The sequence below is a fragment of the Streptomyces griseoloalbus genome (assembly GCA_014650015.1).
GTDB lineage: Bacteria > Actinomycetota > Actinomycetes > Streptomycetales > Streptomycetaceae > Streptomyces > Streptomyces griseoloalbus.
Map to the genome: position 1 here is coordinate 316,501 of BMUD01000002.1, position 22,112 is coordinate 338,612.

22 protein-coding genes are annotated in these 22,112 nt (G+C 72.4%); 15 read left to right on the top strand and 7 right to left on the bottom strand.

Annotated features, from left to right (window positions below):
• The first annotated feature begins 50 nt into the window (after positions 1-50).
• From IE178_RS04400 to IE178_RS04415, 4 genes are all read left to right on the top strand, one after another.
• Positions 51-1,589 carry an ATP-dependent DNA ligase gene (locus IE178_RS04400; RefSeq protein ID WP_193511356.1) on the top strand — a complete coding sequence of 513 codons (1,539 nt, stop codon included), beginning with the start codon at positions 51-53 and terminating at the stop codon, positions 1,587-1,589.
• Complete coding sequence (locus IE178_RS04405) at positions 1,586-2,050, top strand: NUDIX hydrolase (protein ID WP_184762195.1); 465 nt, start codon at positions 1,586-1,588, stop codon at positions 2,048-2,050. The genes IE178_RS04400 and IE178_RS04405 overlap by 4 nt, the downstream gene beginning before the upstream one ends.
• Positions 2,051-2,127: 77 nt before the next feature.
• Positions 2,128-3,513 carry an NADP-dependent succinic semialdehyde dehydrogenase gene (locus IE178_RS04410; protein ID WP_193511357.1) on the top strand — a complete coding sequence of 462 codons (1,386 nt, stop codon included), beginning with the start codon at positions 2,128-2,130 and terminating at the stop codon, positions 3,511-3,513.
• Between the two features lie 25 nt (positions 3,514-3,538).
• Entirely contained in the window at positions 3,539-3,775 is a 237-nt protein-coding gene (locus IE178_RS04415) for a DUF6213 family protein (RefSeq protein WP_184762197.1), read from the top strand.
• Positions 3,776-3,880: 105 nt separating this feature from the next.
• Here IE178_RS04415 and IE178_RS04420 read toward each other — a convergent pair whose 3' ends face one another.
• Together IE178_RS04420 and IE178_RS04425 are read right to left on the bottom strand one after the other, a co-directional pair.
• Positions 3,881-4,561, bottom strand: coding sequence for a thiaminase II/PqqC family protein (locus IE178_RS04420; protein WP_193511358.1), 681 nt, complete (start codon positions 4,559-4,561; stop codon positions 3,881-3,883).
• Positions 4,562-4,664: 103 nt separating this feature from the next.
• On the bottom strand, positions 4,665-5,891 hold the full coding sequence (locus tag IE178_RS04425; RefSeq protein ID WP_184762199.1) for an acyl-CoA dehydrogenase family protein: 1,227 nt from the start codon (positions 5,889-5,891) through the stop codon (positions 4,665-4,667).
• 172 nt (positions 5,892-6,063) lie between these two features.
• Between IE178_RS04425 and IE178_RS04430 the strand changes: the two genes are divergently transcribed.
• Positions 6,064-6,705, top strand: coding sequence for a TetR/AcrR family transcriptional regulator (locus tag IE178_RS04430; RefSeq protein ID WP_184762200.1), 642 nt, complete (start codon positions 6,064-6,066; stop codon positions 6,703-6,705).
• 28 nt (positions 6,706-6,733) lie between these two features.
• Here IE178_RS04430 and def read toward each other — a convergent pair whose 3' ends face one another.
• Positions 6,734-7,279: a peptide deformylase gene (def, locus tag IE178_RS04435; RefSeq protein ID WP_184762201.1), complete on the bottom strand. Its 546-nt coding sequence runs from the start codon at positions 7,277-7,279 to the stop codon at positions 6,734-6,736.
• A gap of 147 nt (positions 7,280-7,426) precedes the next feature.
• On the opposite strand from def, the gene IE178_RS04440 reads away from it, so the two are divergent.
• The 7 genes from IE178_RS04440 (at position 7,427) to IE178_RS04470 (ending at position 15,238) form a co-directional block, all read left to right on the top strand.
• Entirely contained in the window at positions 7,427-8,665 is a 1,239-nt protein-coding gene (locus tag IE178_RS04440) for a Mur ligase family protein (RefSeq protein ID WP_193511359.1), read from the top strand.
• A 24-nt stretch (positions 8,666-8,689) separates the two neighbouring features.
• Complete coding sequence (locus IE178_RS04445) at positions 8,690-9,418, top strand: type 1 glutamine amidotransferase (protein ID WP_184762203.1); 729 nt, start codon at positions 8,690-8,692, stop codon at positions 9,416-9,418.
• A 200-nt stretch (positions 9,419-9,618) separates the two neighbouring features.
• Complete coding sequence (locus IE178_RS04450; RefSeq protein ID WP_184762204.1) at positions 9,619-10,644, top strand: 6-phosphofructokinase; 1,026 nt, start codon at positions 9,619-9,621, stop codon at positions 10,642-10,644.
• A gap of 105 nt (positions 10,645-10,749) precedes the next feature.
• Complete coding sequence (locus IE178_RS04455; RefSeq protein WP_193511360.1) at positions 10,750-11,700, top strand: cytochrome c oxidase assembly protein; 951 nt, start codon at positions 10,750-10,752, stop codon at positions 11,698-11,700.
• Positions 11,701-11,900: 200 nt separating this feature from the next.
• Positions 11,901-13,235, top strand: a complete 1,335-nt coding sequence (locus IE178_RS04460; RefSeq protein WP_318279855.1) for a DUF6777 domain-containing protein — start codon at positions 11,901-11,903, stop codon at positions 13,233-13,235.
• A gap of 4 nt (positions 13,236-13,239) precedes the next feature.
• On the top strand, positions 13,240-15,048 hold the full coding sequence (locus tag IE178_RS04465) for a serine/threonine-protein kinase (protein ID WP_193511362.1): 1,809 nt from the start codon (positions 13,240-13,242) through the stop codon (positions 15,046-15,048).
• Between the two features lie 13 nt (positions 15,049-15,061).
• Positions 15,062-15,238, top strand: a complete 177-nt coding sequence (locus IE178_RS04470; RefSeq protein WP_030865508.1) for a membrane protein — start codon at positions 15,062-15,064, stop codon at positions 15,236-15,238.
• A 22-nt stretch (positions 15,239-15,260) separates the two neighbouring features.
• Here IE178_RS04470 and IE178_RS04475 read toward each other — a convergent pair whose 3' ends face one another.
• The 4 genes from IE178_RS04475 to IE178_RS04490 are packed head-to-tail and all read right to left on the bottom strand — an operon-like array spanning position 15,261 to position 19,320.
• Positions 15,261-16,466: a sensor histidine kinase gene (locus IE178_RS04475; RefSeq protein ID WP_184762208.1), complete on the bottom strand. Its 1,206-nt coding sequence runs from the start codon at positions 16,464-16,466 to the stop codon at positions 15,261-15,263.
• The gene (locus IE178_RS04480) at positions 16,463-18,175 is read right to left on the bottom strand and encodes a sodium/solute symporter (RefSeq protein ID WP_193511363.1); all 1,713 of its coding nucleotides are present in this window, start codon (positions 18,173-18,175) and stop codon (positions 16,463-16,465) included. Before IE178_RS04480 ends, IE178_RS04475 begins: the two co-directional genes overlap by 4 nt.
• A 20-nt stretch (positions 18,176-18,195) precedes the next feature.
• Positions 18,196-18,552, bottom strand: a complete 357-nt coding sequence (locus IE178_RS04485) for a hypothetical protein (RefSeq protein WP_193511364.1) — start codon at positions 18,550-18,552, stop codon at positions 18,196-18,198.
• 12 nt (positions 18,553-18,564) lie between these two features.
• A complete protein-coding gene (locus IE178_RS04490) occupies positions 18,565-19,320 on the bottom strand; it encodes a LytR/AlgR family response regulator transcription factor (RefSeq protein WP_184762211.1) in 756 nt (251 codons plus the stop codon).
• Positions 19,321-19,443: 123 nt separating this feature from the next.
• Between IE178_RS04490 and IE178_RS04495 the strand changes: the two genes are divergently transcribed.
• The 3 genes from IE178_RS04495 (at position 19,444) to rocD (ending at position 22,107) form a co-directional block, all read left to right on the top strand.
• Positions 19,444-19,947, top strand: coding sequence for an Lrp/AsnC family transcriptional regulator (locus IE178_RS04495; RefSeq protein WP_184762212.1), 504 nt, complete (start codon positions 19,444-19,446; stop codon positions 19,945-19,947).
• Between the two features lie 124 nt (positions 19,948-20,071).
• Positions 20,072-20,884: a dimethylargininase gene (gene ddaH, locus IE178_RS04500; RefSeq protein ID WP_193511365.1), complete on the top strand. Its 813-nt coding sequence runs from the start codon at positions 20,072-20,074 to the stop codon at positions 20,882-20,884.
• A complete protein-coding gene (gene rocD / locus IE178_RS04505; RefSeq protein ID WP_184762214.1) occupies positions 20,881-22,107 on the top strand; it encodes an ornithine--oxo-acid transaminase in 1,227 nt (408 codons plus the stop codon). The genes ddaH and rocD overlap by 4 nt, the downstream gene beginning before the upstream one ends.
• The last annotated feature ends 5 nt before the right edge of the window (positions 22,108-22,112 follow it).

The following is a 22,112-nucleotide window of genomic DNA, read 5'->3' on the forward strand; positions in this document are numbered from 1 at the left end:
CCGTCGCCGGCCGGGGTGTGGAGCGCCCGCCTCCGTAGCACCATGGCTGCATGCTGCTGTCCCGGCTGGCCCGTGTGTCCCAGGAGGTGGCCGCCACCTCGGCGCGGTCCCGGAAGATCGCGCTGCTCGCCGAACTGTTCCGGGAGGCGGAGGCGGACGACGTGCCGATCGTCATCCCGTATCTGGCCGGCCGGCTGCCGCAGGGGCGGCTCGGGGTGGGCTGGAAGGTGCTGAGCCGTCCGGTCACCCCCGCCGCCGAACCGTCCCTGGCCGTGCGTGAGGTCGACGCGCTGCTCACCGCGCTCGGCGAGGTGTCCGGTCCGGGATCCCAGGCCGAGCGGGTCCGGCTGGTCGGCGAGCTGCTGGGCGCGTCCACCGAGGACGAGCAGCGGTTCCTCTTCGGGCTGCTCACCGGCGAGGTCCGGCAGGGCGCCCTGGACGCGGTCGCGGTGGAGGGGCTGGCCCAGGCCACGGGGGCGCCGCCGGCCGACGTGCGGCGGGCGGTGATGCTGGCCGGCTCCCTGCAGACGGTGGCCGAGGCACTGCTCGCGGACGGTCCCGGGGCGCTGGAGCGGTTCCGGCTCACGGTCGGCCGCCCGGTGCTGCCGATGCTGGCGCACAGCGCCTCGTCGGTCGCCGAGGCGGTCGCGAAGCTGGGGACCTGCGCGGTCGAGGAGAAACTCGACGGCATCCGCGTCCAGGTCCACCGTGACGGCGACACGGTGCGCGTGCACACCCGCACCCTCGACGACATCACCGACCGGCTGCCGGAAGTGACGGCGGCGGCCCGGGAGTTGCGGGGCGAGCGGTTCATCCTGGACGGGGAGGTCATCTCCTTCGACGACGACGGCCGCCCCCGCTCGTTCCAGGAGACCGCCGGGCGGGTCGGCTCGCGGGTGGACGTGGCGACGGCCGCCCGGGAGGTGCCCGTCTCGCCCGTCTTCTTCGACGCGCTGTCCGTGGACGGCCGCGACCTGCTGGACCTGCCGTTCACCGGGCGGCACGCCGAGCTGGCCCGGCTGGTCCCGGAACCGATGCGCGTGCGGCGCACCGTGGTGTCGGGGCCCGGGGATCTGGCCGCGGCGGAGGACTTCCTCGCCGAGACGCTGAAGCGCGGCCACGAGGGCGTCGTGGTCAAGGGCCTGGACGCCTCCTACAGCGCGGGCCGGCGCGGTGCCTCCTGGCTGAAGGTCAAGCCGGTGCACACGCTCGACCTGGTGGTGCTGGCCGCCGAGTGGGGCCACGGCCGACGCACCGGGAAGCTCTCCAACCTGCACCTGGGCGCCCGCACCGCCGACGGCGGTTTCGCCATGCTCGGCAAGACCTTCAAGGGCATGACCGACGCGATGCTGACCTGGCAGACCGAACGGCTGCGGGAGCTGGCGGTCGACGAGAGCGGCTACGTCGTCACCGTACGCCCCGAACTCGTGGTGGAGGTCGCCTACGACGGCCTCCAGCGCTCCACCCGCTACCCGGCCGGCGTCACCCTGCGCTTCGCCCGCGTGATCCGCTACCGCGAGGACAAGCGCCCTCAGGAGGCGGACACCGTCGAGACCCTGCTGGCGGCGCACCCCGAGGTACGGCCGTGAAGGGCACCCGCAGCGCCGGGCTGCTGGTGTTCCGGTACACCGGTCAGGGCCTGGAGGTGTTGCTGGGCCATATGGGAGGCCCGTTCTTCGCACGGCGGGAGGCCGGGGCGTGGACCGTACCGAAGGGCGAGTACGGCCCCGGCGAGCCGGCCTGGGAGGCGGCGCGGCGCGAGTTCCGCGAGGAGCTGGGGCTGCCGCCGCCGGACGGGGAGGCGGTACCGCTCGGGGAGGTCCGGCAGGCGGGCGGAAAGATCGTCACGGCCTGGGCGGTGGAGGCCGACCTCGATCCGGCGACGGTCGTCCCCGGCACGTTCGTCATGGAGTGGCCGCCGCGGTCGGGCCGGATGCAGCGGTTCCCGGAGCTCGACCGGGTGGCGTGGTTCACCCCGGACCGGGCCCGGGAGGTGATCGTCACCGCGCAGACCGCGTTTCTCGACCGCTTGGCGGAGCACTCGCCCTGAGAAGGCCGCCCGCGTTGCGCCGCCCACCGCCGCGCGGGAAGGTCGAGAAGCACAGCCCGCCCCCAGGGAGGTCAGCGATGCACATCGCAACGGTGAATCCGGCGAACGGCGAGACGGTCAAGACGTACCACCCCATGGGCGAGGACGAGATCGAGCGCCGGCTCCAGCTCGCGGAGGCCACCTTCCGTACGTACCGCACGACGACCTTCGACGAGCGCGCCCACCTGCTGCACCGGGCCGCCGAGCTCCTCGACGAGGACCGGCGGGCCATCGGCCGGGTGATCACCACCGAGATGGGCAAGCCGGTCAAGCAGGCCCGCGCGGAGGCCGCGAAGTGCGCCAACGCGATGCACTGGTACGCCGATCACGCGGCGGAACTCCTCGCCGACGAGGAGCCCGACGCCTCCGACGTGAAGGACTCCGGCGCCTCCCGGGTCCTGGTGCGCTACCGGCCGCTGGGCCCGGTACTGGCCGTGATGCCGTGGAACTTCCCGCTGTGGCAGGTGGTGCGGTTCGCGGCGCCCGCGCTGATGGCAGGCAACGTGGGCCTGCTCAAGCACGCCTCGAACGTGCCGCAGACCGCCCTGTATCTGGAGGACCTGTTCCACCGGGCGGGCTTCACCGAGGGCTGCTTCCAGACGCTGCTGATCGGCTCGGCCGCGGTCGACGAGATCCTGCGGGACGAGCGGGTGAAGGCGGCCACCCTCACCGGAAGCGAGCCCGCGGGCCGCGCGGTCGCCTCCACCGCCGGTGAGATGGTCAAGAAGACGGTGCTGGAACTGGGCGGCAGCGACCCGTACGTGGTGATGCCGTCCGCCGACCTGGACCGGGCCGCCGAGGTCGCGGTGACCGCGCGGACGCAGAACACGGGGCAGTCCTGCATCGCCGCCAAGCGGTTCATCGTGCACACGGAGGTCTACGACGCCTTCGCCGAGCGTTTCACGGCGGGCATGAAGGCGCTCCGGGTCGGCGACCCGATGGACGAGGAGACGGACGTCGGCCCGCTCTCCAGCGAACAGGGCCGGAACGACCTGGAGGAACTGGTCGCCGACGCCGTGCGGGCCGGCGCCACCGTGCTGTGCGGCGGCGAGCGCCCCGACGGGCCCGGCTGGTTCTATCCGCCGACCGTCCTGGCCGGGATCGACCGGGAGATGCGCATCCACCGGGAGGAAGCCTTCGGCCCGGTCGCCACGCTGTACCGCGCGGCAGACCTGGACGAGGCGGTGCTGATCGCCAACGACACCTCCTTCGGCCTCAGTTCCAATGTCTGGACCCGCGACGAGGCCGAGGCCGACCGGTTCGTCCGGGACCTGGAGGCGGGCAGCGTGTATGTGAACGGGATGACGGCGTCCCATCCGGCGTTCCCGTTCGGCGGGGTCAAGCGGTCGGGGTACGGGCGTGAGCTGTCCGGGCACGGAATCCGCGAGTTCTGCAACATCACCACGGTTTGGCACGGTGCGTGATGCTCGCGCGGCTACGATCCCGACTGTGAACCGCGAAGTGACTCTCCCTCTGATCGTCGACGGCCGCGGGACCTTGCAGGTGGCCGCGGCCGATGTCAGCAAGCTGCTCCGCACGGTGGGCGGGCGGTGGGTGCGGCTCGTGGAGGCCGGGGAGGAGGGGCTCGACGAGGACACGGTCGCCGCGCTCACCATCGAGCTGGCGAAGCTGGCCGACCGGATCGACGTGGCGTGCATCGCCCACAGCAGCGGTGGTACCCCTTAGGCCCCAGCCTCCCCGGTCCGGCACGTGCCGGACGCGGACTTCGCCCGCGGCGCCGAGGTCCCCGTCCACGAGTGCTACGGCACCGGCCCCCCTCGCAAAAGCGGCTCACCCCCGCCCGACCGGCTGGGTGGGATGGCGCAGCGTCGCCCAGAACAGCGCCTCGTAGCCCTGCAGCAGGCGGCCGTAGCGGCGTGCGCGGTTCTCGTCGAGGCGGCCCGCGTCCAGGGCCTCCTCGACCGCCGCCGTGGCCGTCCGGTCCAGAGCCGGGGCCGGTGCGGCGAAGAAGTCGAAGAAGGCGCAGGCCTCGTCGGTGAAGGCGTAGTGGGCGCGCAGGGCCTCGGCGATGGTGGCGCAGTAGCCGCCCCACGCCGAGAAGTTGGCGGTGAGGGCGAGGACGACGTCGGCCGGCTCGGCGTTGAGGGCCAGCCAGGCGACGTACGCGGGGTAGGACTGGCAGCCCGGCAGGGGGTCGTAGGCGTCCGCCCGGGGCCCGTCCACCCCGCACGCGGCCGCGAACGTCTTCAGGTGCTCCGCCGCGAGGGCCTCGCCCTGGGCGAGGGCGGTGAAGTACGCGGCGGATGCCGGCTCGGCCTTCGCCCGCTCCGCCAGCCGCAGGAAGGCCCGGCGGTCCGCCGGGATCACCCCGTGCTGCTCCAGGGCGAGCGCGGCCAGGGTGTCCCCGTCCGCCTCGCCTCGGGCGATCAGGGGGACGAGGGGGTTGGACCCCGGGTCCGGGGCGAGGTCCCGCGTGATCGTCTCCAGCAGTTCCCGGGCGGTGCGTGTCATCGCGTCCTCCGTGGCGTGGGTCACACACGAGGGTTCCCCGGGAGCGGGGCGCGGGTAACCCGGCGGTGCCGTCCCGCACCGCCGGGTCGTCCTTGTGGCCGCCTCAGCGGATGGGCATGCCCGACAGGGTGCGGGCGATCACCAGGCGCTGGATCTCGCTCGTACCTTCGAAAATGGTGTAGATCGCGGCGTCGCGGTGCATGCGCTCGACCGGGTATTCGCGGGTGTAGCCGTTGCCGCCGAGGATCTGTATCGCCTGGGCGGTGACCTTCTTGGCCGTCTCGCTGGCGAACAGCTTGGACATCGAGCCCTCGGCCGCCGTGAACGGCTTGCCGTTGATCGCCATCCACGAGGCGCGCCACACCAGCAGACGGGCGGCGTCGATCTGGGTGCGCATGTCGGCGAGCTGGAAGGCGACGCCCTGGTTGTCGATGATCGGGCGGCCGAACTGCTCGCGCGTGGTCGCGTAGTCGAGGGCGACCTCGTACGCGGCGCGGGCGGTGCCCACCGCCATGGCGCCGACCGCCGGGCGGGACGCCTCGAAGGTGGCCATCGCGGCGTTCTTGACGCGCTCGCCGCCCTTCTTGGCCTTCTCGCGGGCGCGGGCGAGGCGCTGGTCCAGCTTCTCCTTGCCGCCGAGCAGGCAGGAGCCGGGGACCCGGACGTCGTCCAGGACGACCTCGGCGGTGTGGGAGGCGCGGATGCCGTGCTTCTTGAACTTCTGCCCCTGGGCGAGGCCCCGGGTGCCCGGCGGGATGATGAAGGAGGCGTGGCCCTTGGAGCCGAGCTCCGGGTCGACGACCGCGACCACGACGTGGACGTTGGCGATGCCGCCGTTGGTCGCCCAGGTCTTGGTGCCGTTGAGCACCCACTCGTCCTTGGCCTCGTCGTACACCGCGCGGGTGCGCATGGAGGCCACGTCGGAGCCGGCGTCGGGCTCGGAGGAGCAGAACGCGGCGACCTTGACGTCGTTCGCGTCGCCGTACATCTGGGGGATCCAGGTGCCGATCTGCTCCTCGGTGCCGTTGGCGAGGACGCCGACGGCGGCGAGGCCGGTGCCCACGATCGACAGGGCGATGCCCGCGTCGCCCCAGAACAGCTCCTCCATCGCCATGGGGATGCCGAGGCCGCTTGCGTCGAAGTACTGCTGGGCGTAGAAGTCCAGGGAGTAGATGCCGACCTTGGCGGCTTCCTGGATGACCGGCCAGGGAGTCTCCTCGCGCTCGTCCCATTCGGCGGCCGCGGGGCGGATCACATCGGCGGCGAAGCCGTGCAGCCAGTCCCGGACCTCCTTCTGTTCGTCGTTGAGCTCCATGGTGAACTCGGCCATGTCCCCTCCAGCGGCGACGCACGTGCATGTTACTTGCGGTAACCCGAGTCTGTTACTGATGGGTAGGAAAAGTCAACTCCCCAGGACCGGTCGGCATCCCGTTCGATGCCCGGGGCGGCTTCAGTGTTAGTTTGCGCAGGCGTCACCGAATCAGCACGGGTGGGGAGAACTCATGGAGACCACGCAGCGGACCGATCAGCAGCGGTCCGCCGACCGACGGCGGCGCGAGCTGCTGGAGGCCGCCGACCGAGTGGTGCTGCGCGACGGCCCGCAGGCCTCGATGAACGCGATCGCCGCCGAGGCCGGCATCACCAAGCCGATTCTCTACCGGCACTTCGGTGACAAGGGAGGACTCTACGCCGCTCTGGCCAAGCGGCACACCGACGCGTTGCTGGATTCGCTGCGCGCCGCGCTCGACGCCCCGGCGGGCCGGCGCGAGCGGGTGGAGGCCACCTTGGACACCTATCTCTCGGCGATCGAGGCGCGCCCCCAGGTGTACCGGTTCCTGATGCACCCGGCGGAGGGGTCGCAGAGCGACCAGGGATTCGACGTCGGCAAGCACTCGGCGCCGCTGCTGCGCCGCATGGGCGAGGAACTGGCCCAGGTGATCGAGGCCCGGCTGGACCTCGGACCGGCCGGACACCAGCTGGCCCGGGTGTGGGGGCACGGCATCGTCGGCATGATGCACGCGGCCGGTGACTGGTGGCTCGGCGAACGGCCCTGTCCCCGGGCCGAGCTGGTGCGCAGTCTGGCCGACCTGCTGTGGGGGCGGCTGGCGGCGGCGGGCGACAAGGTCGGCGGACCGGGGTTCTGAAGGCTCGGCCCGGACGGTCCTCCGCTCCTCATCCCGGCCGGTTCCAGGCAGCACGGCCGGCCTGGCGCATGAGCCTGCGGTGCCGCCACCCCGTCAGCCGGTCGGCGTAGATCCGGCCCTCCAGATGGTCGCACTCATGCTGCAAACACCGGGCGAAGAAGCCGGTGCCGTGGACGGTGACCGGTTCGCCGGTCACCGTGAAGCCCTCGACGACGGCGTGGTCGTGGCGCTCCGTCCCCGCCTCCAGGCCGGGCAGGGACAGACAGCCCTCCGGGCCGCGCAGCACCACCCCGTCGGTCTCGACCAGCCTCGGGTTCACCACATGGCCCCGGTGCCGGACGTCCTCGTCGTCCGGGCAGTCGTACACGAACACCCTGAGCGGCTCACCCACCTGGTTCGCGGCCAGGCCGACCCCCTGGGCCGCGTACATCGTCGCGAACAAGTCCTCCACCAGGCGGGCCAGTTCGGGACCGAAGTCGGTGACCTCCCGGCAGGGTGCGTGCAGCACCGGGTCGCCGAGCAGGGTCAGGGGCCGCACACGTCCGTGGACGCCGGGGATGGAGCCGTGTCGCATGGCGGCAAGAGTACGGTCCTTCCAGCAACGCCCGTCTCACGGTGGTGCCGCGGTTCTGGAGTGCGAATGGATCTCGATAGGCTGAGGTCCACACCACGTGGCCGTCAGGCACAGACGCGGCGCGTACGCAAGGAGGATCGAGAACTGATGGCAGGCAACTCGGACCCGCTCACGCCGCGGGCCAAGCTGGCCGTGACCGCGGGCAAGGCGGTCGCAGCGGCATCCCGCGCCGCCGGGCGCGGCAGCGGTTCGGTGATCGGCGGCCGGGTGGCACTCAAACTCGACCCCGATCTCCTGGCAAGACTGGCGCAGAACCTGGACTGCGTCCTGGTCTCGGCGACCAACGGCAAGACCACCACCACGCGGCTCATCGCCGAGGCCCTGCGGGCCGCGGGCCCCGTCGTGTCCAACGCGCTCGGCGCCAACATGCCGGCCGGCATCACCTCGGCGCTCGCCGGCGGATCGGACGCGAAGTTCGGCGTCATCGAGGTCGACGAGAAGTATCTGGCGGGCGTGGCCCGGGACACCGATCCCAAGTGCATCGCCCTGCTCAACCTCTCCCGTGACCAGCTGGACCGCGCGGCCGAGACCCGTATGCTCGCGGAGAACTGGCGCGAGGGCCTGGCCGGCTCCAAGGCGGTCATCGTCGCCAACGCCGACGACCCGCTGGTGGTGTGGGCCGCGTCGTCCTCCCCCAATGTGATCTGGGTCGCCGCCGGGCAGATGTGGAAGGACGACGCCTGGTCCTGCCCCTCCTGCGGCGGTGTGATGCAGCGCCCGGGCGACGACTGGTTCTGCGGCGAGTGCGGCTTCCGCCGGCCGACCCCGAGCTGGGCGCTCTCCGGCGACCACGTCCTCGACCCGCACGGCTCGGCCTGGCCGATCCACCTGCAGCTGCCGGGCCGCGCCAACAAGGCCAACGCCGCGAGTTCCGCGGCCGTCGCCGCCGTCTTCGGCGTGCCGCCGCAGGTCGCCCTGGAGCGCATGTACCAGGTGCAGGCCGTGGCGGGACGCTACGACGTCGTCCAGTTCGAGGGCCGTGACCTGCGCCTGCTGCTCGCCAAGAACCCCGCGGGCTGGCTCGAGACGTTCTCCCTGATCGACCCGCCGCCGACCCCGGTGATCCTCTCGGTGAACGCGCGCGGCGCCGACGGCACCGACACCTCCTGGCTGTGGGACGTCGACTACACGCGGCTGACCGGCCACCCGATCTGCGTCATCGGCGACCGGAAGCTGGACCTCGCGGTGCGCCTGGAGGTCGCGAACCAGCAGTTCCAGGTCTGCGAGAACGTCGACCAGGCGGTGCAGATGTGCCCGCCGGGCCGGATCGAGGTCATCGCCAACTACACCGCGTTCCAGGATCTGCGCCGCCGCGTCGGCAACTGATCACGACACCTCAGGGGACTTGAAGTGAGCGACAACCAGCTGCGGATCGTCTGGATCTACCCGGATCTGCTCAGCACGTACGGCGACCAGGGCAACGCTCTCGTCGTGGAGCGCCGGGCCCGGCAGCGCGGCCTGGACGTGGCACGGCTCGACGTGCGCAGCGACCAGCCGATCCCGACCTCCGGCGACATCTACCTGATCGGCGGCGGCGAGGACCGTCCGCAGCGGCTGGCCGCCGAGCGGCTGCGCCGGGACGGCGGTCTGCACCGGGCGGTGGAGAACGGCGCGATCGTCTTCTCGGTGTGCGCCGGCTACCAGATCCTCGGCCACGAGTTCATCAACGACCTCGGCCAGCGCGAGCCCGGCCTCGGGCTGCTCGACGTGGTCTCGGTGCGCGGTGAGGGCGACCGGTGCGTGGGCGACGTGCTGGGGGACATCGACCCCCGGCTCGGCCTGCCGCCGCTGACCGGGTTCGAGAACCACCAGGGCGTCACCCATCTGGGCCCCACCGCCCGCCCGCTCGCCCAGGTGCGCTTCGGCAACGGCAACGGCACCGGGGACGGCACGGAGGGCGCGTTCAACGACACCGTCTTCGGCACGTACATGCACGGTCCCGTGCTCGCCCGCAACCCGCTGATCGCGGACCTGCTGCTGAAGCTGGCGCTCGACGTCAACGCGCTGCCGCCGACCGACGACCGCTGGTACGAGGCGCTGCGCGACGAGCGCATCGCGGCGGCGCAGCAGCCCGCGTGAGGCGTCCGCGCCCCTGCGGACATCCGGGTGCCGGACGGGCGTGAGGGGCCCGTCTGACGGCTGCTCCGCACAGGTGAGCGGGGTCGTCCAGCAGGCGGACGCGGGGTGCGGCCCGGCCCCCGGATGCCGCTAGGGTGGCGGGGATCGAGCCGGACAGCGCGGTCCGGTCCCGGCCCACATCGAGAAGGTTGTTTCGGGCTATGCGCATTGGTGTCCTCACGTCCGGCGGCGACTGCCCCGGCCTGAACGCCGTCATCCGGTCCGTCGTGCACCGTGCCGTCGTCGACCACGGCGACGAGGTCATCGGCTTCCGGGACGGGTGGAAGGGCCTCCTGGAGTGCGACTACCTCAAGCTCGACCTCGACGCGGTGGGCGGCATCCTCGCCCGCGGCGGCACCATCCTCGGCTCCTCCCGGGTGCGTCCCGAGCATCTGCGGGACGGTGTGGAGCGGGCCAGGGGGCACGTGGCGGAACTCGGCCTCGACGCGATCATCCCGATCGGCGGTGAGGGCACGCTGAAGGCGGCCCGGCTGCTGTCGGACAACGGCCTGCCGATAGTGGGCGTGCCGAAGACCATCGACAACGACATCGCCGTCACGGACGTCACCTTCGGCTTCGACACGGCCGTCGGGGTGGCGACCGAGGCCCTGGACCGGCTGAAGACCACCGCCGAGTCCCATCAGCGGGTGCTGATCGTGGAGGTCATGGGCCGTCACACCGGCTGGATCGCGCTGCACTCCGGCATGGCGGCCGGCGCGCACGCCATCGTCGTACCCGAACGGCCCTTCGACATCGACGAGCTGACCGCGAAGGTCGGTGAGCGGTTCTCGGCCGGCAAGCGGTTCGCGATCGTGGTCGCCGCGGAGGGCGCCAAGCCGAAGGCCGGGACGATGGACTTCGACGAGGGCGGCAAGGACGTCTACGGTCATGAGCGGTTCGCCGGGATCGCCCGGCAGCTCTCCCTGGAGCTGGAGTCGCGGCTCGGCAAGGAGGCGCGTCCGGTGATCCTCGGGCACGTCCAGCGCGGCGGCACCCCGACGGCGTACGACAGGGTGCTGGCCACGCGGTTCGGCTGGCACGCGGTGGAGGCGGTGCACCGCGGCGAGTTCGGCAGGATGACCGCGCTGCGCGGGACGGACATCGTGATGGTGTCGCTGGCCGAGGCCGTGGAGACGCTGAAGACGGTGCCGCAGGAGCGGTACGCCGAGGCGGAGTGCGTCCTGTAGCGCCTGAGCGGTTCAAGCCCGCCCCCGGTCGCGGTCGCGGCCGGGGGCGGTTCTACTCTGGTGCGGACAGACAACGCACAACCCCCACGAAGCAGGAGCCGGCGGATGGATCACAGCGGGCACGGCATGACGACGGATCTGCCGCCGTTCACGCTGGGGCGAGGGCTCGTATGGTCGGCGGACCCTTTCTTCCTCATCGCCTGCCTGCTGGGGCTGGCCCTGTACGGCTGGGGTGTGGCGCGCCTGGTGCGGCGTGGCGACAAGTGGCCGGTGGGGCGGACCGTCGCGTTCTTCGCCGGTGTGCTGAGCATCGGGCTCATGATGTGCACCAAGCTGAACGACTACGGCATGGTCATGTTCAGCGTGCACATGGTCCAGCACATGGTGATCAGCATGGTGTCGCCGATCCTGATCCTGCTGGGCGCCCCGATCACCCTGGCCCTGCGCGCACTGCCGCCGGCCGGGCGGGGCCGCAAGGGGCCGCGCGAGCTGCTGCTGATGCTGCTGCACAGCCGCTACTTGCGGATCGTCACCCACCCGGTGTTCACCATCCCGCTGTTCATCGCGAGCCTGTACGGCCTGTACTTCACCCCGCTGTTCGACTTCCTCATGGGCTCCACGACGGGGCACATCGCGATGATGGTGCACTTCCTCGCCGTCGGACTGGTCTTCTTCTGGCCGATCATGGGCGTGGACCCGGGCCCGCACCGGCCGGGCTACCTGATGCGGATGCTGGAGCTGTTCGCGGGCATGCCGTTCCACGCGTTCTTCGGCATCGCGCTGATGATGGCGTCGACCCCGATGGTCACCACGTTCGAGAATCCGCCCGGCTCACTGGGGATCGAGGCGCTGTCGGACCAGAACGCGGCCGGCGGTATCGCCTGGGCGTTCAGCGAGGTTCCCTCCGTGCTGGTACTGCTCGCGCTGCTGTTCCAGTGGTACGCCTCGGACCAGCGGCAGGCCAGGCGCAAGGACCGCGCCGCCGACCGGGACGGTGACCAGGAACTCGAGGCGTACAACGCCTATCTGGCCTCACTGCACGCACGCGGGAACTGAATTCCCTGTTTCCCGAGTCCCCTTGAACGGGCAATTTCCTCCAGTAGCATGATGCGTCAGGGGGACCGCCGGGGGGAGCGGTGATGGAACTTCGTGCGTTCACGCGCAGGGCGGGAAAGTCTGCGATTCGGATGATCGCCGTCCTGTCGTTATTGTTTCTGGCCGCCAGTGGGTGCAATTCGGCCACACCTTTGTTCGATGTGAAGGCGGTCGCCGCGGGAACCGCTTCCCTGGCGCCGTTCTTCGACGAGGCCAGTGGACTCGGGCGGGACGCCGACGTGCGGTCGCGGCCGGCCCACGGCGGCCTGCAGCAGGGGGACACACCCGGTCTGTACGGCGGCACCGGGCAGGACACGCTCTGCGACGTCGAGCGGCTGAAGCGGTATCTCGCCGAGCCGCGCAACGACCGCAAGGCGCGGGCCTGGACGCGGGCGCTCGATCTCCGGACGACGGCGGAGATACCCGCGTATCTCGACCGGCTCACCCCTGTTCTCCTGCGTCACGACACGCTCGTGAAGAATCACGACTACAAAAAGGGAAAGGCTGTTCCCTTCAATGCGCTGCTCCAGGCGGGAATCGCGATTCTGGTCGACGAGCGGGGGCTGCCGGCGGTGAAGTGTTCGTGCGGAAATCCGCTGCGGCCCTTCGAGGGGGACAAGAGCAGGATTTCCGTCACGTTCGACGACGGGAACGAGCAGTGGAAGGGCTACGACCGTTCCGAGGTCGTGGTGGTGCGGCCCGCGTCCCGGAAACTGGAGCGCATCGCTCTCGTCGACGTCGAGGACCCCGGCCGGGGCGTCGAACGACCCGTGGGGACGTCCGGCGAGGAGGACTCCGCCTTCGACACACGCGAACGACGGGCGGTGCCGAAGCTCATCGGGACCACCTTCGGTGAGGCGAGCCGGCGGCTGGCCGGGCGGGGGCTGGCGGTCGCCCACGACGGGCAGGAGCTGCCGCCGGACGGCGCGCGGGTCACCGCTTCCGATCCGGCGGCCGGCGCCGAGCTGCGGTTCGGGGCGTACGTCACGCTGAGCGTGGCGGAGGACACGGACGGGGGTGCGTCCGGTGGCGGGAGCACTCCCCCGGGTTCGACGTCGCCGCCGGCGACGGAGGATCCGCGGTCCCCGTCGGCGCCGTCCTCTCCGCCGTCCTCGCCTCGGTCCTCGCCACCCCCGTCGTCGTCCGGGCCGACGGGGTCCGAGCGGCCGGGGTCGCCGAGCGGGACACCGGGGCCCACGTCCCCGCCGCCGCCTGCACCGAGCACCGGGACCGAGTCCACGCCGCCTGAGAAGGACAGTCCCACGCCACCTCCGACCCGTCCCGAAGTCCCCGGGACCGGCTCCCCGCCGCCCGGCTCGGCCGAGCCGCCGCCCAGGACCACCGCCTCCTCCCCGCCGCCCGCCGGCCCGGTCACCAGCACCGCGCCCCCGCCGGTGACCGGCACACCCGCGAGCAGCCCTCCGGCCACCGGCGAACCCGCCGCCTCCGAAGCGTCCACCGAGAGCGCCCCCGCTGAGCGCCGAACCCGGGAGTGACCGGATGCCCTCAGGACCACCGACGTCGGGAGTGGGCCGGGTGATCGCCGGCCGCTATCTGCTGCTGCACCGGCTGGGCGGCGGCGGCATGGGGCACGTCTGGCTCGCCCACGACCAGCGGCTGGCGTGCGAGGTCGCGCTGAAGGAGATCGTGTTCGGCGATCCGGCCGAGCCCGGCCAAGAACGCGAGGCCCGGGTCGCCCGGGCGCGCGCGGAGGCCCGGCACGCGGCCGGTCTGCGCGGTCATCCGCACGTGGTGACCGTGCACGACGTGCTGGAGCACGAGGGGCTGCCGTGGATCGTCATGGAGTACGTCGCGGGCGCGGTCGACCTGCGGGAGCTGCTCGCCCGGAGTGGTCCGCTCGCCCCCGCCGACTGCGCCCGGATCGGGCTGGCGGTGCTGGACGCGTTGACCGCCGGGCACGAGCGGGGCGTGATGCACCGGGACGTGAAACCGGCGAACATCCTGCTCGCGCCGGACCGCACCGGCTCGCCGTACGGGCGGGTCCTGCTCACCGACTACGGCATCTCCGTACAGCCGGACACCGGGGAGACGCGGTACACCATGGCGTCCGTGCTGGTCGGCACCGCGGGCTACCTGGCGCCGGAACGGGCCACCGGCGGCCCGCCCACGCCCGCGGCCGACCTGTTCTCGCTGGGCTGCACGCTGTACCAGGCGGTGGAAGGCCGCGGGCCGTTCGAGCGGGAGTCCCCCCTGGCGTCGATCACCGCGGTGGTCATGGAGGACCCGCTGCCGCCGGTGCGGGCGGGCGCGCTGGAGCCGGTGCTGCGGGGGCTGCTCACCAAGGATCCGGACCTGCGGACGACGGCGCGGGAGGTGGAGACCGAGCTGGCGCGGATCGTCACTCCCCAGTCGGACGCGTACGCGCGGACGCAGACGGACCTGGGGTCCCAGCCGCCGTGGGACGCCTCCGCGCACCCCGCGCCCCGGCCGGACGCCCACGTCCCCGCCGCCACCGGTACGCGCCGCCGCCCCCGCCCGCACGCCCTGCGCGCCGTCCTCGCCGGTGGGCTGGGCCTGGTGCTGGCCCTGGGCGGGGCCTGGTACGCCCTGGCCGGCCGGGAGGGCGGCGCCGGCGGGACGGCGGTGCCGTACGGCCGGGCCGTCGGGCTGGTGAAGCCGCTGAAGGAGGGCGACTGCGTGCTGGCCGACTGGCCCGGCGGCACCCGGTTCACCGGCACGCCCCGGCTGACCGTCGACACCACCTGCGCGAACAAGGTGCCCGACGGGCAGGTCGTGGCGTTGGTGGAGGCCGCCTCGGACGAGGAGGCCCGGGAGCGGGGCCCGGCCCACTGCGAGGAGCGCACGCGGGAGCTGCGCGGCCGGCTGGCGGACGTACGCGGTCTGGCGGTCGTACCGACGGCGGACGGGTTCGAGGCGGCCGGGCGGCGCACCGCCTGTCTGGTGCTGGGGGCGCACGGACCGGTGTACGGGCCCCTCGGGGAACGGCGCCGGTTCGGGACCGCGTTCGCCGACACCGCGACGATGCAGCGGCGGGACTGCCTGGACGTGCGGTCCCGGCGGGAGGTCCGGCTGGTGCCGTGCGGCGGGCGGTACGACGAGCAGGTGCTCGGGTTCACCCGGCTGGGCGAGGACGTCACGCTCGCCGAGGCGCGCACGGAGTCCGACGCGGCGTGCGCGCGGGACGTGCCGCCGCGTGACTACGGCTTCGATCCGTCGGTCCACGAGGCCGGGTCGTGGACCAGTGAGGGGCCCTGGAAATCCGGCACACATCTCGTCGTGTGCACCGTAAGGCGGCAGAACCGGGGCACCATGGAGGGAGCCGAATGAGGAGGGTGTTGCGATGCCCGGTTCCACGAACGGTTCGACGTCGACGAAGACCATGGGAGTGCTCACCGTCGGCGGTCTCGTCGCCGTGACGGCCTACACGGTGGCGCTCGGCAGCAACGGCTGGCTGTGGTTCGGCTGGGTCGTCCTGGGCCTGATCACCCTGGGGATGGTCGCCACACGCAGCACCTGAGGAGCATGTGGGGCGGGCGGACTCACCTCGGGGTGAGCCGCCCGGCCAGATGGACGCCCGGCTGGTACTTCGGCAGCCGGACGGTGATCTTCATGCCCGCGCCCACGGCGGTCTCGATGACCAGGCCGTGGTCGTCGCCGTAGACCTGACGGAGCCGGTCGTCGACGTTGGAGAGTCCGATGCCGCCGGTGGGGCTGACCTCGCGGGCCAGGATGCGGCGCAGCAGGCCGGGGTCCATGCCGGCGCCGTCGTCCTCGATGACGACCAGGGCCTCCGCTCCGGCGTCCTGTGCCGTGATCTGGATGTGGCATGTGCCGGCCTTGCCTTCCAGGCCGTGTTTGACGGCGTTCTCCACGAGCGGCTGGAGGCAGAGGAAGGGCAGGGCGACCGGCAGCACCTCGGGGGCGATCTGCAGGGTCACGGAGAGGCGGTCGCCGAAGCGTGCCCGCACCAGTGCCAGATAGTGGTCGATGGCGTGGAGTTCGTCGGCGAGCGTGGTGAAGTCGCCGTGCCGGCGGAACGAGTAGCGGGTGAAGTCGGCGAACTCCAGCAGCAGTTCGCGGGCCCGCTCGGGGTCGGTGCGGACGAACGAGGCGATCACGGCGAGCGAGTTGAAGATGAAGTGCGGGGAGATCTGGGCCCGCAGCGCCCTGATCTCGGCCTCGATGAGACGGGTGCGGGACTGGTCGAGGTCGGCGAGTTCGAGCTGGACGGAGACCCAGCGGGCGACCTCCCCGGCGGCCCGGACCAGCACCGCCGACTCGCGGGGCGCGCAGGCGACGAGCGCACCGTGCACCCGGTCGTCGACGGTGAGCGGGGTGACGACCGCCCAGCGCACCGCGCAGTCGGGGGTGTCGCAGGTCAGCGGGAAGGCCTCGCCGCGGCCGGTGTCGAGGGGGCCGGTGAGACGTTCCATGATCTCGGCGCGGTGGTGGGCGCCGGCGCCGTCCCAGGCGAGGACCCGCTCGCGGTCGGTGAGGCACAGGGCGTCCGTGCCCAGCAGGGAGCGCAGTTTGCGGGCGGATTTGCCGGCGGCCTCCTCCGTCAGGCCGGCGCGGAGCGGGGGCGTGGCCAGGGAGGCGGTGTGCAGGGTCTCGAAGGTGGCGTGCTCGACGGGGGTGCCGAGTCCGGCGAGGCTGGTGGGCCGGGCGGTCCGCCGGCCCAGCCAGAACCCGGCGGCCAGCAGGGGCAGGACGGCGACGAGCAGACCGGCGAGGAAACCGCTCATGCGGACACCTCCGTACGCAGTTCCTCCGGCAGGTGGAAACGGGCCAGTACCGCGGCCGTTCCGGGCGGCACCCGGCCGGGGGTGGCCAGGGACACCAGGATCATGGTGAGGAACCCCAGCGGCACCGACCACAGCGCGGGCCAGGCGAGCAGGGCGTGCAGGGGGCCCTCGCCCGGATAGCCGGCCATGGTCGCGGCGACGGCGACGAACGCGGAGCCGCCGCCCACCAGCATCCCGGCGGCCGCGCCCGGCGGGGTCAGCCGGCGCCACCAGATGCCGAGGACGAGCAGCGGGCAGAACGACGAGGCCGACACGGCGAAGGCGAGCCCCACGGCGTCGGCCACCGGCAGTCCCCCGACCAGGGCGCTCGCCCCCAGCGGGACGGCCATCGCGAGCACGGTGCCGAGCCGGAAGTGCCGTACGCCGCGCGAGGGGAGGACGTCCTGGGTGAGCACGCCCGCCACGGCCATGGTGAGCCCGGAGGCCGTCGACAGGAAGGCGGCGAAGGCGCCCCCGGCGACCAGCGCGCCGAGGAGGTCGCCGCCCGTTCCTCCGATCATCCGGCCGGGCAGGAGCAGGACGGCGGCGTCCGCGTCGCCGGTGAGCGTGAGCTCGGGGGCGTACAGGCGGCCCAGCGCGCCGTAGACCGGCGGGAGGAGGTAGAAGGCGCCGATGAGGCCGAGGACCGCGACGGTGGTGCGGCGGGCGGCGACACCGTGCGGGCTGGTGTAGAAGCGCACCACGACGTGCGGCAGGCCCATGGTGCCGAAGAAGGTGGCGAGGATCAGCCCGTACGTGGCGTACAGCGGGCGTTCCTCGCGGGACTCGGCGCGGGAGGGCGACAGGGCGTCGTCGGCGCCGCGCCCGGCGGCGGGGACCTCGGCGCCCTCGGCGAAGGTGAGCCGGGTGCCGCCGTCGATGCGGTGGGTGCCGACGGGCAGGCGGAGTTCGGTGCCGTCGTGGGCGCGGCCGTCGACGGTTCCGTCCACGGTCACGGTGAGCAGCTTGTCGAGGCGGAGGTCGAGGGTGTCGTCGACCAGGACCACCCGCTGTTCGCGGAAGGCGGCCGGCTCGTCGAAGGCGTGGCGGGGGGCTCCGTCGCTCTGCCAGGCGAGGACCAGGAAGAGGGCGGGGACGAGCAGGGCGGTGAGTTTCAGCCAGTACTGGAAGGCCTGCACGAAGGTGATGCTGCGCATGCCGCCCGCGCCGACGATGACGGTCACCACGACGGCGACGATCACCCCGCCGAGCCAGTCGGGCGCGCCGGTGAGCACCGTCAGGGTGAGCCCGGCGCCCTGGAGCTGCGGCATCAGGTACAGCCAGCCGACGCCGACGACGAAGGCGCCCGCGAGCCGCCGCACCGCGTGCGAGGCGAGCCGGGCCTCGGCGAAGTCGGGCAGGGTGTAGGCGCCGGAGCGGCGCAGCGGTGCGGCGACGAACAGCAGCAGGACCAGGTAGCCCGCGGTGTAGCCGACCGGGTACCAGAGCATGTCCGGGCCCTGGACGAGGACGAGTCCCGCGATGCCCAGGAAGGAGGCGGCGGAGAGGTACTCGCCGCTGATGGCGGCGGCGTTGAGGCGGGGGCCGACGGTGCGGGAGGCGACGTAGAAGTCGGAGGTGGTGCGGGAGACGCGCAGGCCGAAGGCGCCGACGAGGACGGTCGCCAGGACCACGAGTGCGACGGCGGGGACGGCATAGGTGTAGTTCACGGTGCTGGTGGTCCCCGGTCTCAGCGGTCCTCGACGAGCCGCACGAAGTCGCGTTCGTTGCGTTCGGCGCGGCGCACGTACCAGCGGGCGAGCAGGACCAGCGGCGGGTACAGCCCGAAGCCGAGGATCGCCCACTCCAGGCGGCCGTCCGGGGCGGCGGCGAAGACCAGCGGCAGCGGTCCTACGAGCAGGGCGAGGACGGCGAACACGGTCAGGCCGGTGCGCAGCTGGATGCGCATCAGCGAGCGGACGTAGGTGTGGCCGAGGGTGGTCTGCTCGTCGATCTCGGTGCGCGGACGGTAGTAGCCGGAGGCCTGCCGGGCACGGCGGGGCGGGCCGGTGACGACCACACGGCGTTCGGTCGGTTCCTGAGGCATGGCTGCCGCCCCCTAACTCGTGGTCCGGCGCATCAGCAGGTCGCGCAGTTCGCGCGCGTGCCGCCTGCTGACCTGGAGTTCCTCCGAGCCGATCAGGACGCTCACGGTGCCCGTGTCGAGCCGGAGCTCGGCGATGTGGCGCAGGGCGACCAGATGGCGGCGGTGGATGCGGACGAAGCCGCGGGAGCGCCAGCGCTCCTCCAGGGTGGACAGGGGAATGCGTACGAGGTGGCTGCCGCGGTCGGTGTGCAGGCGGGCGTAGTCGCCCTGGGCCTCGACGTGGGTGATGTCGCCGACGGCGACGAAGCGGGTCACGCCGCCGAGCTCGACGGGTATGTGGTCGGGGTCGGGTTCGTGCACGGGGATGCGCGGGGCGGTGCCGCGCTGGGCGGCGGCCCGGCGCACGGCTTCGGCCAGCCGCTCCTTGCGCACGGGTTTGAGCACGTAGTCGACGGCCTTGAGGTCGAAGGCCTGGACGGCGAAGTCCTCGTGGGCGGTGACGAACACGATGAGCGGCGGCCGGGCGAACCCGGTGAGCAGCCGGGCGAGGTCGAGGCCGTCGAGGCCGGGCATCTGGATGTCGAGGAAGACGACGTCGATGGCCTCGGGCCCGTCGGGTCCCGACTCCAGGGCGCGATTGATGCGGCGCAGCGCCTCGGTGGCGTCGCCGGCGCCCTCGGCGCCGGCGATGCGCGGGTCCGCGTTCAGCAGGTACAGCAGTTCCTCCAGCGAGGGACGTTCGTCGTCGACGGCGAGGGCGCGCAGCATGAACGTGGAGTGTAGGGGTGATTCCCACGTCTGGACATGTGCCGGACAGGGGCGTTCCCGCCGGATACGGTGGTCGGCCGGCGGCGTGGACGACGCCGGCCGGGCGCTGGATACAGTGCCCGCATGAACAGCAGGCCCACCCCGTTCGACGAGCTCGACCGGAAGATCGTCACGGCTCTGATGGCGAACGCCAGGACGTCGTTCGCCGAGATCGGCGCGGCCATCGGCCTGTCGTCGACGGCGGTCAAGCGCCGGGTCGACCGGCTGCGCGAGACCGGGGTGATCACCGGGTTCACGGCGACGGTGCGGCCGTCGGCGCTGGGCTGGCGCACGGAGGCGTATGTCGAGGTGTACTGCGAGGGCGCGGCGCCGCCCCGGCGGCTGGCGGAGGTGGTGCGCAACCATCCGGAGATCGCCGCGGCGATGACGGTGACCGGGGGCGCGGACGCGCTGCTGCACGTGCGGGCGCGGGACGTGGAGCACTTCGAGGAGGTGCTGGAGCGGATCCGCCAGGAGCCGTTCATCCGCAAGACGATCAGCGTGATGGTGCTGTCCCATCTGCTGCCGGACAGTCCTGAGGCGGGAGTGAGTCAGCCCGCGCCGGAGGACGCAGCAGACGTGCGCTGAACGGCGCAAACGCGCAGCATTCCTGCGCGAACACGCAGCTCCCGTTCCTTGTCGCCCGTCTCGGTCGGTTCCTACCGTGGAGGCACCCCCCGTCGGCACCGCATGGAAGCGGAGGAACCCCTCTGTGCCCGACTCCCGTGTGGCGTCCCGGCGGCGATACCTCGTCTGCGAACCCAGACACTTCGCCGTGCGGTACGCGATCAACCCCTGGATGCGTCCCGACCGACCCGTGGACGTCCCACTCGCCCGGCGTCAGTGGCGGACGCTGGTCGACACATACCGTGACCACGGACATACCGTGGAGAACGTGAAGCCGGAACCCGGACTGCCCGACATGGTGTTCGCCGCGAACGCGGCGGTCGTCGTCGAGGGCCGCGTCTTCGGCTCCCTTTTCCTCGCGCCCGAGCGGCGCCCGGAGTCCGTGCCGTACGAGTCCTGGTTCAAGGCCGAGGGCTACGAGGTCCACTACCCCGAGTCGGTGTGCGAGGGCGAGGGCGACCTGGTGCCGGCCGGACGCTGGATCCTCGCCGGCACCGGCTTTCGCACCACGCGCCAGGCGCACCGTGAGGTGCAGGAGTTCTTCGGTGTGCCGGTGATCGGCCTGACCCTGGTGGATCCGTACTTCTACCACCTGGACACGGCGCTGTTCGTGCTGGACGAGGAGAACATCGCGTACTACCCGGAGGCGTTCTCGCCGGGCAGCCGCGAGGTGCTCGCCCGGCTGTACCCGGACGCGGTGCTCGCGACGCGCGAGGACGCGATGGCGTTCGGTCTGAACTCCGTCTCCGACGGACGCCATGTGTTCGTCTCGCCGGGGGCCACGGCCCTCACCGCCCAGCTCGCCGACCGCGGCTACGTCCCCGTCCCCGTCGACCTGTCCGAGTTCCACAAGGCGGGCGGGGGCATCAAGTGCTGCACTCAGGAGATCCGCTCATGACCTCTGCCGTCCGTACGCGTTCGTCCGCCGAGCTGATCGGCGCTGAGGAGCCGGTCCTCGCGCACAACTACCACCCACTGCCCGTGGTCGTCGCCCGCGCGGAGGGCGCGTGGGTGGAGGACGTGGAGGGCCGGCGCTACCTCGACATGCTGGCCGGCTACTCGGCGCTGAACTTCGGCCACCGGCATCCGGCGCTGATCGAGGCGGCGCACCGCCAGCTGGACCGGCTGACGCTGACCTCGCGCGCGTTCCACAACGACCGGCTCGCGGAGTTCGCGGAGCGGCTGGCCGCGCTGACCGGTCTGGACATGGTGCTGCCCATGAACACCGGCGCCGAGGCGGTGGAGAGCGGTGTGAAGGTGGCCCGCAAGTGGGCCTACGACGTGAAGGGCGTCCCGGCCGACCGGGCGACGATCGTGGTGGCGGCGGACAACTTCCACGGCCGAACGACGACGATCGTGAGCTTTTCCACGGACGAGGTCGCGCGCGCCGGGTTCGGCCCGTTCACCCCGGGCTTCCGGGTGGTCCCCTACAACGATCTCGCGGCGCTGGAGGCGGCGGTCGACGAGACGACGGCCGCGGTGCTGATCGAGCCCGTCCAGGGCGAGGCGGGCGTGATCGTCCCGGACGACGGCTATCTGGCCGGGGTGCGGGAGCTGACGCGCCGCGCGGGGTGTCTGTTCGTCGCGGACGAGATCCAGTCCGGGCTGGGGCGGACGGGCCGCACGCTCGCCGTGGACCACGAGGCGGTCGTCCCGGACGTGGTCCTGCTCGGCAAGGCGCTGGGCGGCGGCATCGTCCCGGTGTCTGCGGTGGTCGCCCGGCGGGAGGTGCTGGAGGTGCTGCACCCCGGTGAGCACGGGTCGACCTTCGGCGGCAATCCGCTGGCCGCCGCCGTCGGTACGGCCGTGGTGGAGCTGCTGGAGACGGGCGAGTTCCAGCGCCGGGCGGCGGAACTGGGCGGGATCCTGCGCGAGGGCCTGCGGTCGCTCGTCGGCGAGGGCGTCGTCGGCTTCCGCTCCCGCGGCCTGTGGGCGGGGGTGGACGTCGACCCGGCACTCGGCACGGGGCGCGAGATCAGCGAGCGCCTCATGCGGGAGGGCGTCCTGGTCAAGGACACCCACGGTTCCACCATCCGTCTGGCCCCGCCCCTGACCATCACGGCGGAGGAGCTCCAGGGCGCCCTGCGCACGCTGGAGAAGGTACTCGTCCAGCGGACCTGACGCAC

What these genes read in the sequence shown, in the direction of transcription:
- IE178_RS04400 (WP_193511356.1), top strand. Translation starts at nt 51, where the DNA reads ATGCTGCTGTCCCGGCTGGCCCGTGTGTCCCAGGAGGTGGCCGCCACC.
- IE178_RS04410 (WP_193511357.1), top strand. Translation starts at nt 2,128, where the DNA reads ATGCACATCGCAACGGTGAATCCGGCGAACGGCGAGACGGTCAAGACG.
- IE178_RS04420 (WP_193511358.1), bottom strand. Translation starts at nt 4,561, where the DNA reads ATGACACGCACCGCCCGGGAACTGCTGGAGACGATCACGCGGGACCTC.
- IE178_RS04425 (WP_184762199.1), bottom strand. Translation starts at nt 5,891, where the DNA reads ATGGCCGAGTTCACCATGGAGCTCAACGACGAACAGAAGGAGGTCCGG.
- IE178_RS04430 (WP_184762200.1), top strand. Translation starts at nt 6,064, where the DNA reads ATGGAGACCACGCAGCGGACCGATCAGCAGCGGTCCGCCGACCGACGG.
- def (WP_184762201.1), bottom strand. Translation starts at nt 7,279, where the DNA reads ATGCGACACGGCTCCATCCCCGGCGTCCACGGACGTGTGCGGCCCCTG.
- IE178_RS04440 (WP_193511359.1), top strand. Translation starts at nt 7,427, where the DNA reads ATGGCAGGCAACTCGGACCCGCTCACGCCGCGGGCCAAGCTGGCCGTG.
- IE178_RS04450 (WP_184762204.1), top strand. Translation starts at nt 9,619, where the DNA reads ATGCGCATTGGTGTCCTCACGTCCGGCGGCGACTGCCCCGGCCTGAAC.
- IE178_RS04455 (WP_193511360.1), top strand. Translation starts at nt 10,750, where the DNA reads ATGGATCACAGCGGGCACGGCATGACGACGGATCTGCCGCCGTTCACG.
- IE178_RS04465 (WP_193511362.1), top strand. Translation starts at nt 13,240, where the DNA reads ATGCCCTCAGGACCACCGACGTCGGGAGTGGGCCGGGTGATCGCCGGC.
- IE178_RS04470 (WP_030865508.1), top strand. Translation starts at nt 15,062, where the DNA reads ATGCCCGGTTCCACGAACGGTTCGACGTCGACGAAGACCATGGGAGTG.
- IE178_RS04475 (WP_184762208.1), bottom strand. Translation starts at nt 16,466, where the DNA reads ATGAGCGGTTTCCTCGCCGGTCTGCTCGTCGCCGTCCTGCCCCTGCTG.
- IE178_RS04485 (WP_193511364.1), bottom strand. Translation starts at nt 18,552, where the DNA reads ATGCCTCAGGAACCGACCGAACGCCGTGTGGTCGTCACCGGCCCGCCC.
- IE178_RS04490 (WP_184762211.1), bottom strand. Translation starts at nt 19,320, where the DNA reads ATGCTGCGCGCCCTCGCCGTCGACGACGAACGTCCCTCGCTGGAGGAA.
- IE178_RS04495 (WP_184762212.1), top strand. Translation starts at nt 19,444, where the DNA reads ATGAACAGCAGGCCCACCCCGTTCGACGAGCTCGACCGGAAGATCGTC.
- rocD (WP_184762214.1), top strand. Translation starts at nt 20,881, where the DNA reads ATGACCTCTGCCGTCCGTACGCGTTCGTCCGCCGAGCTGATCGGCGCT.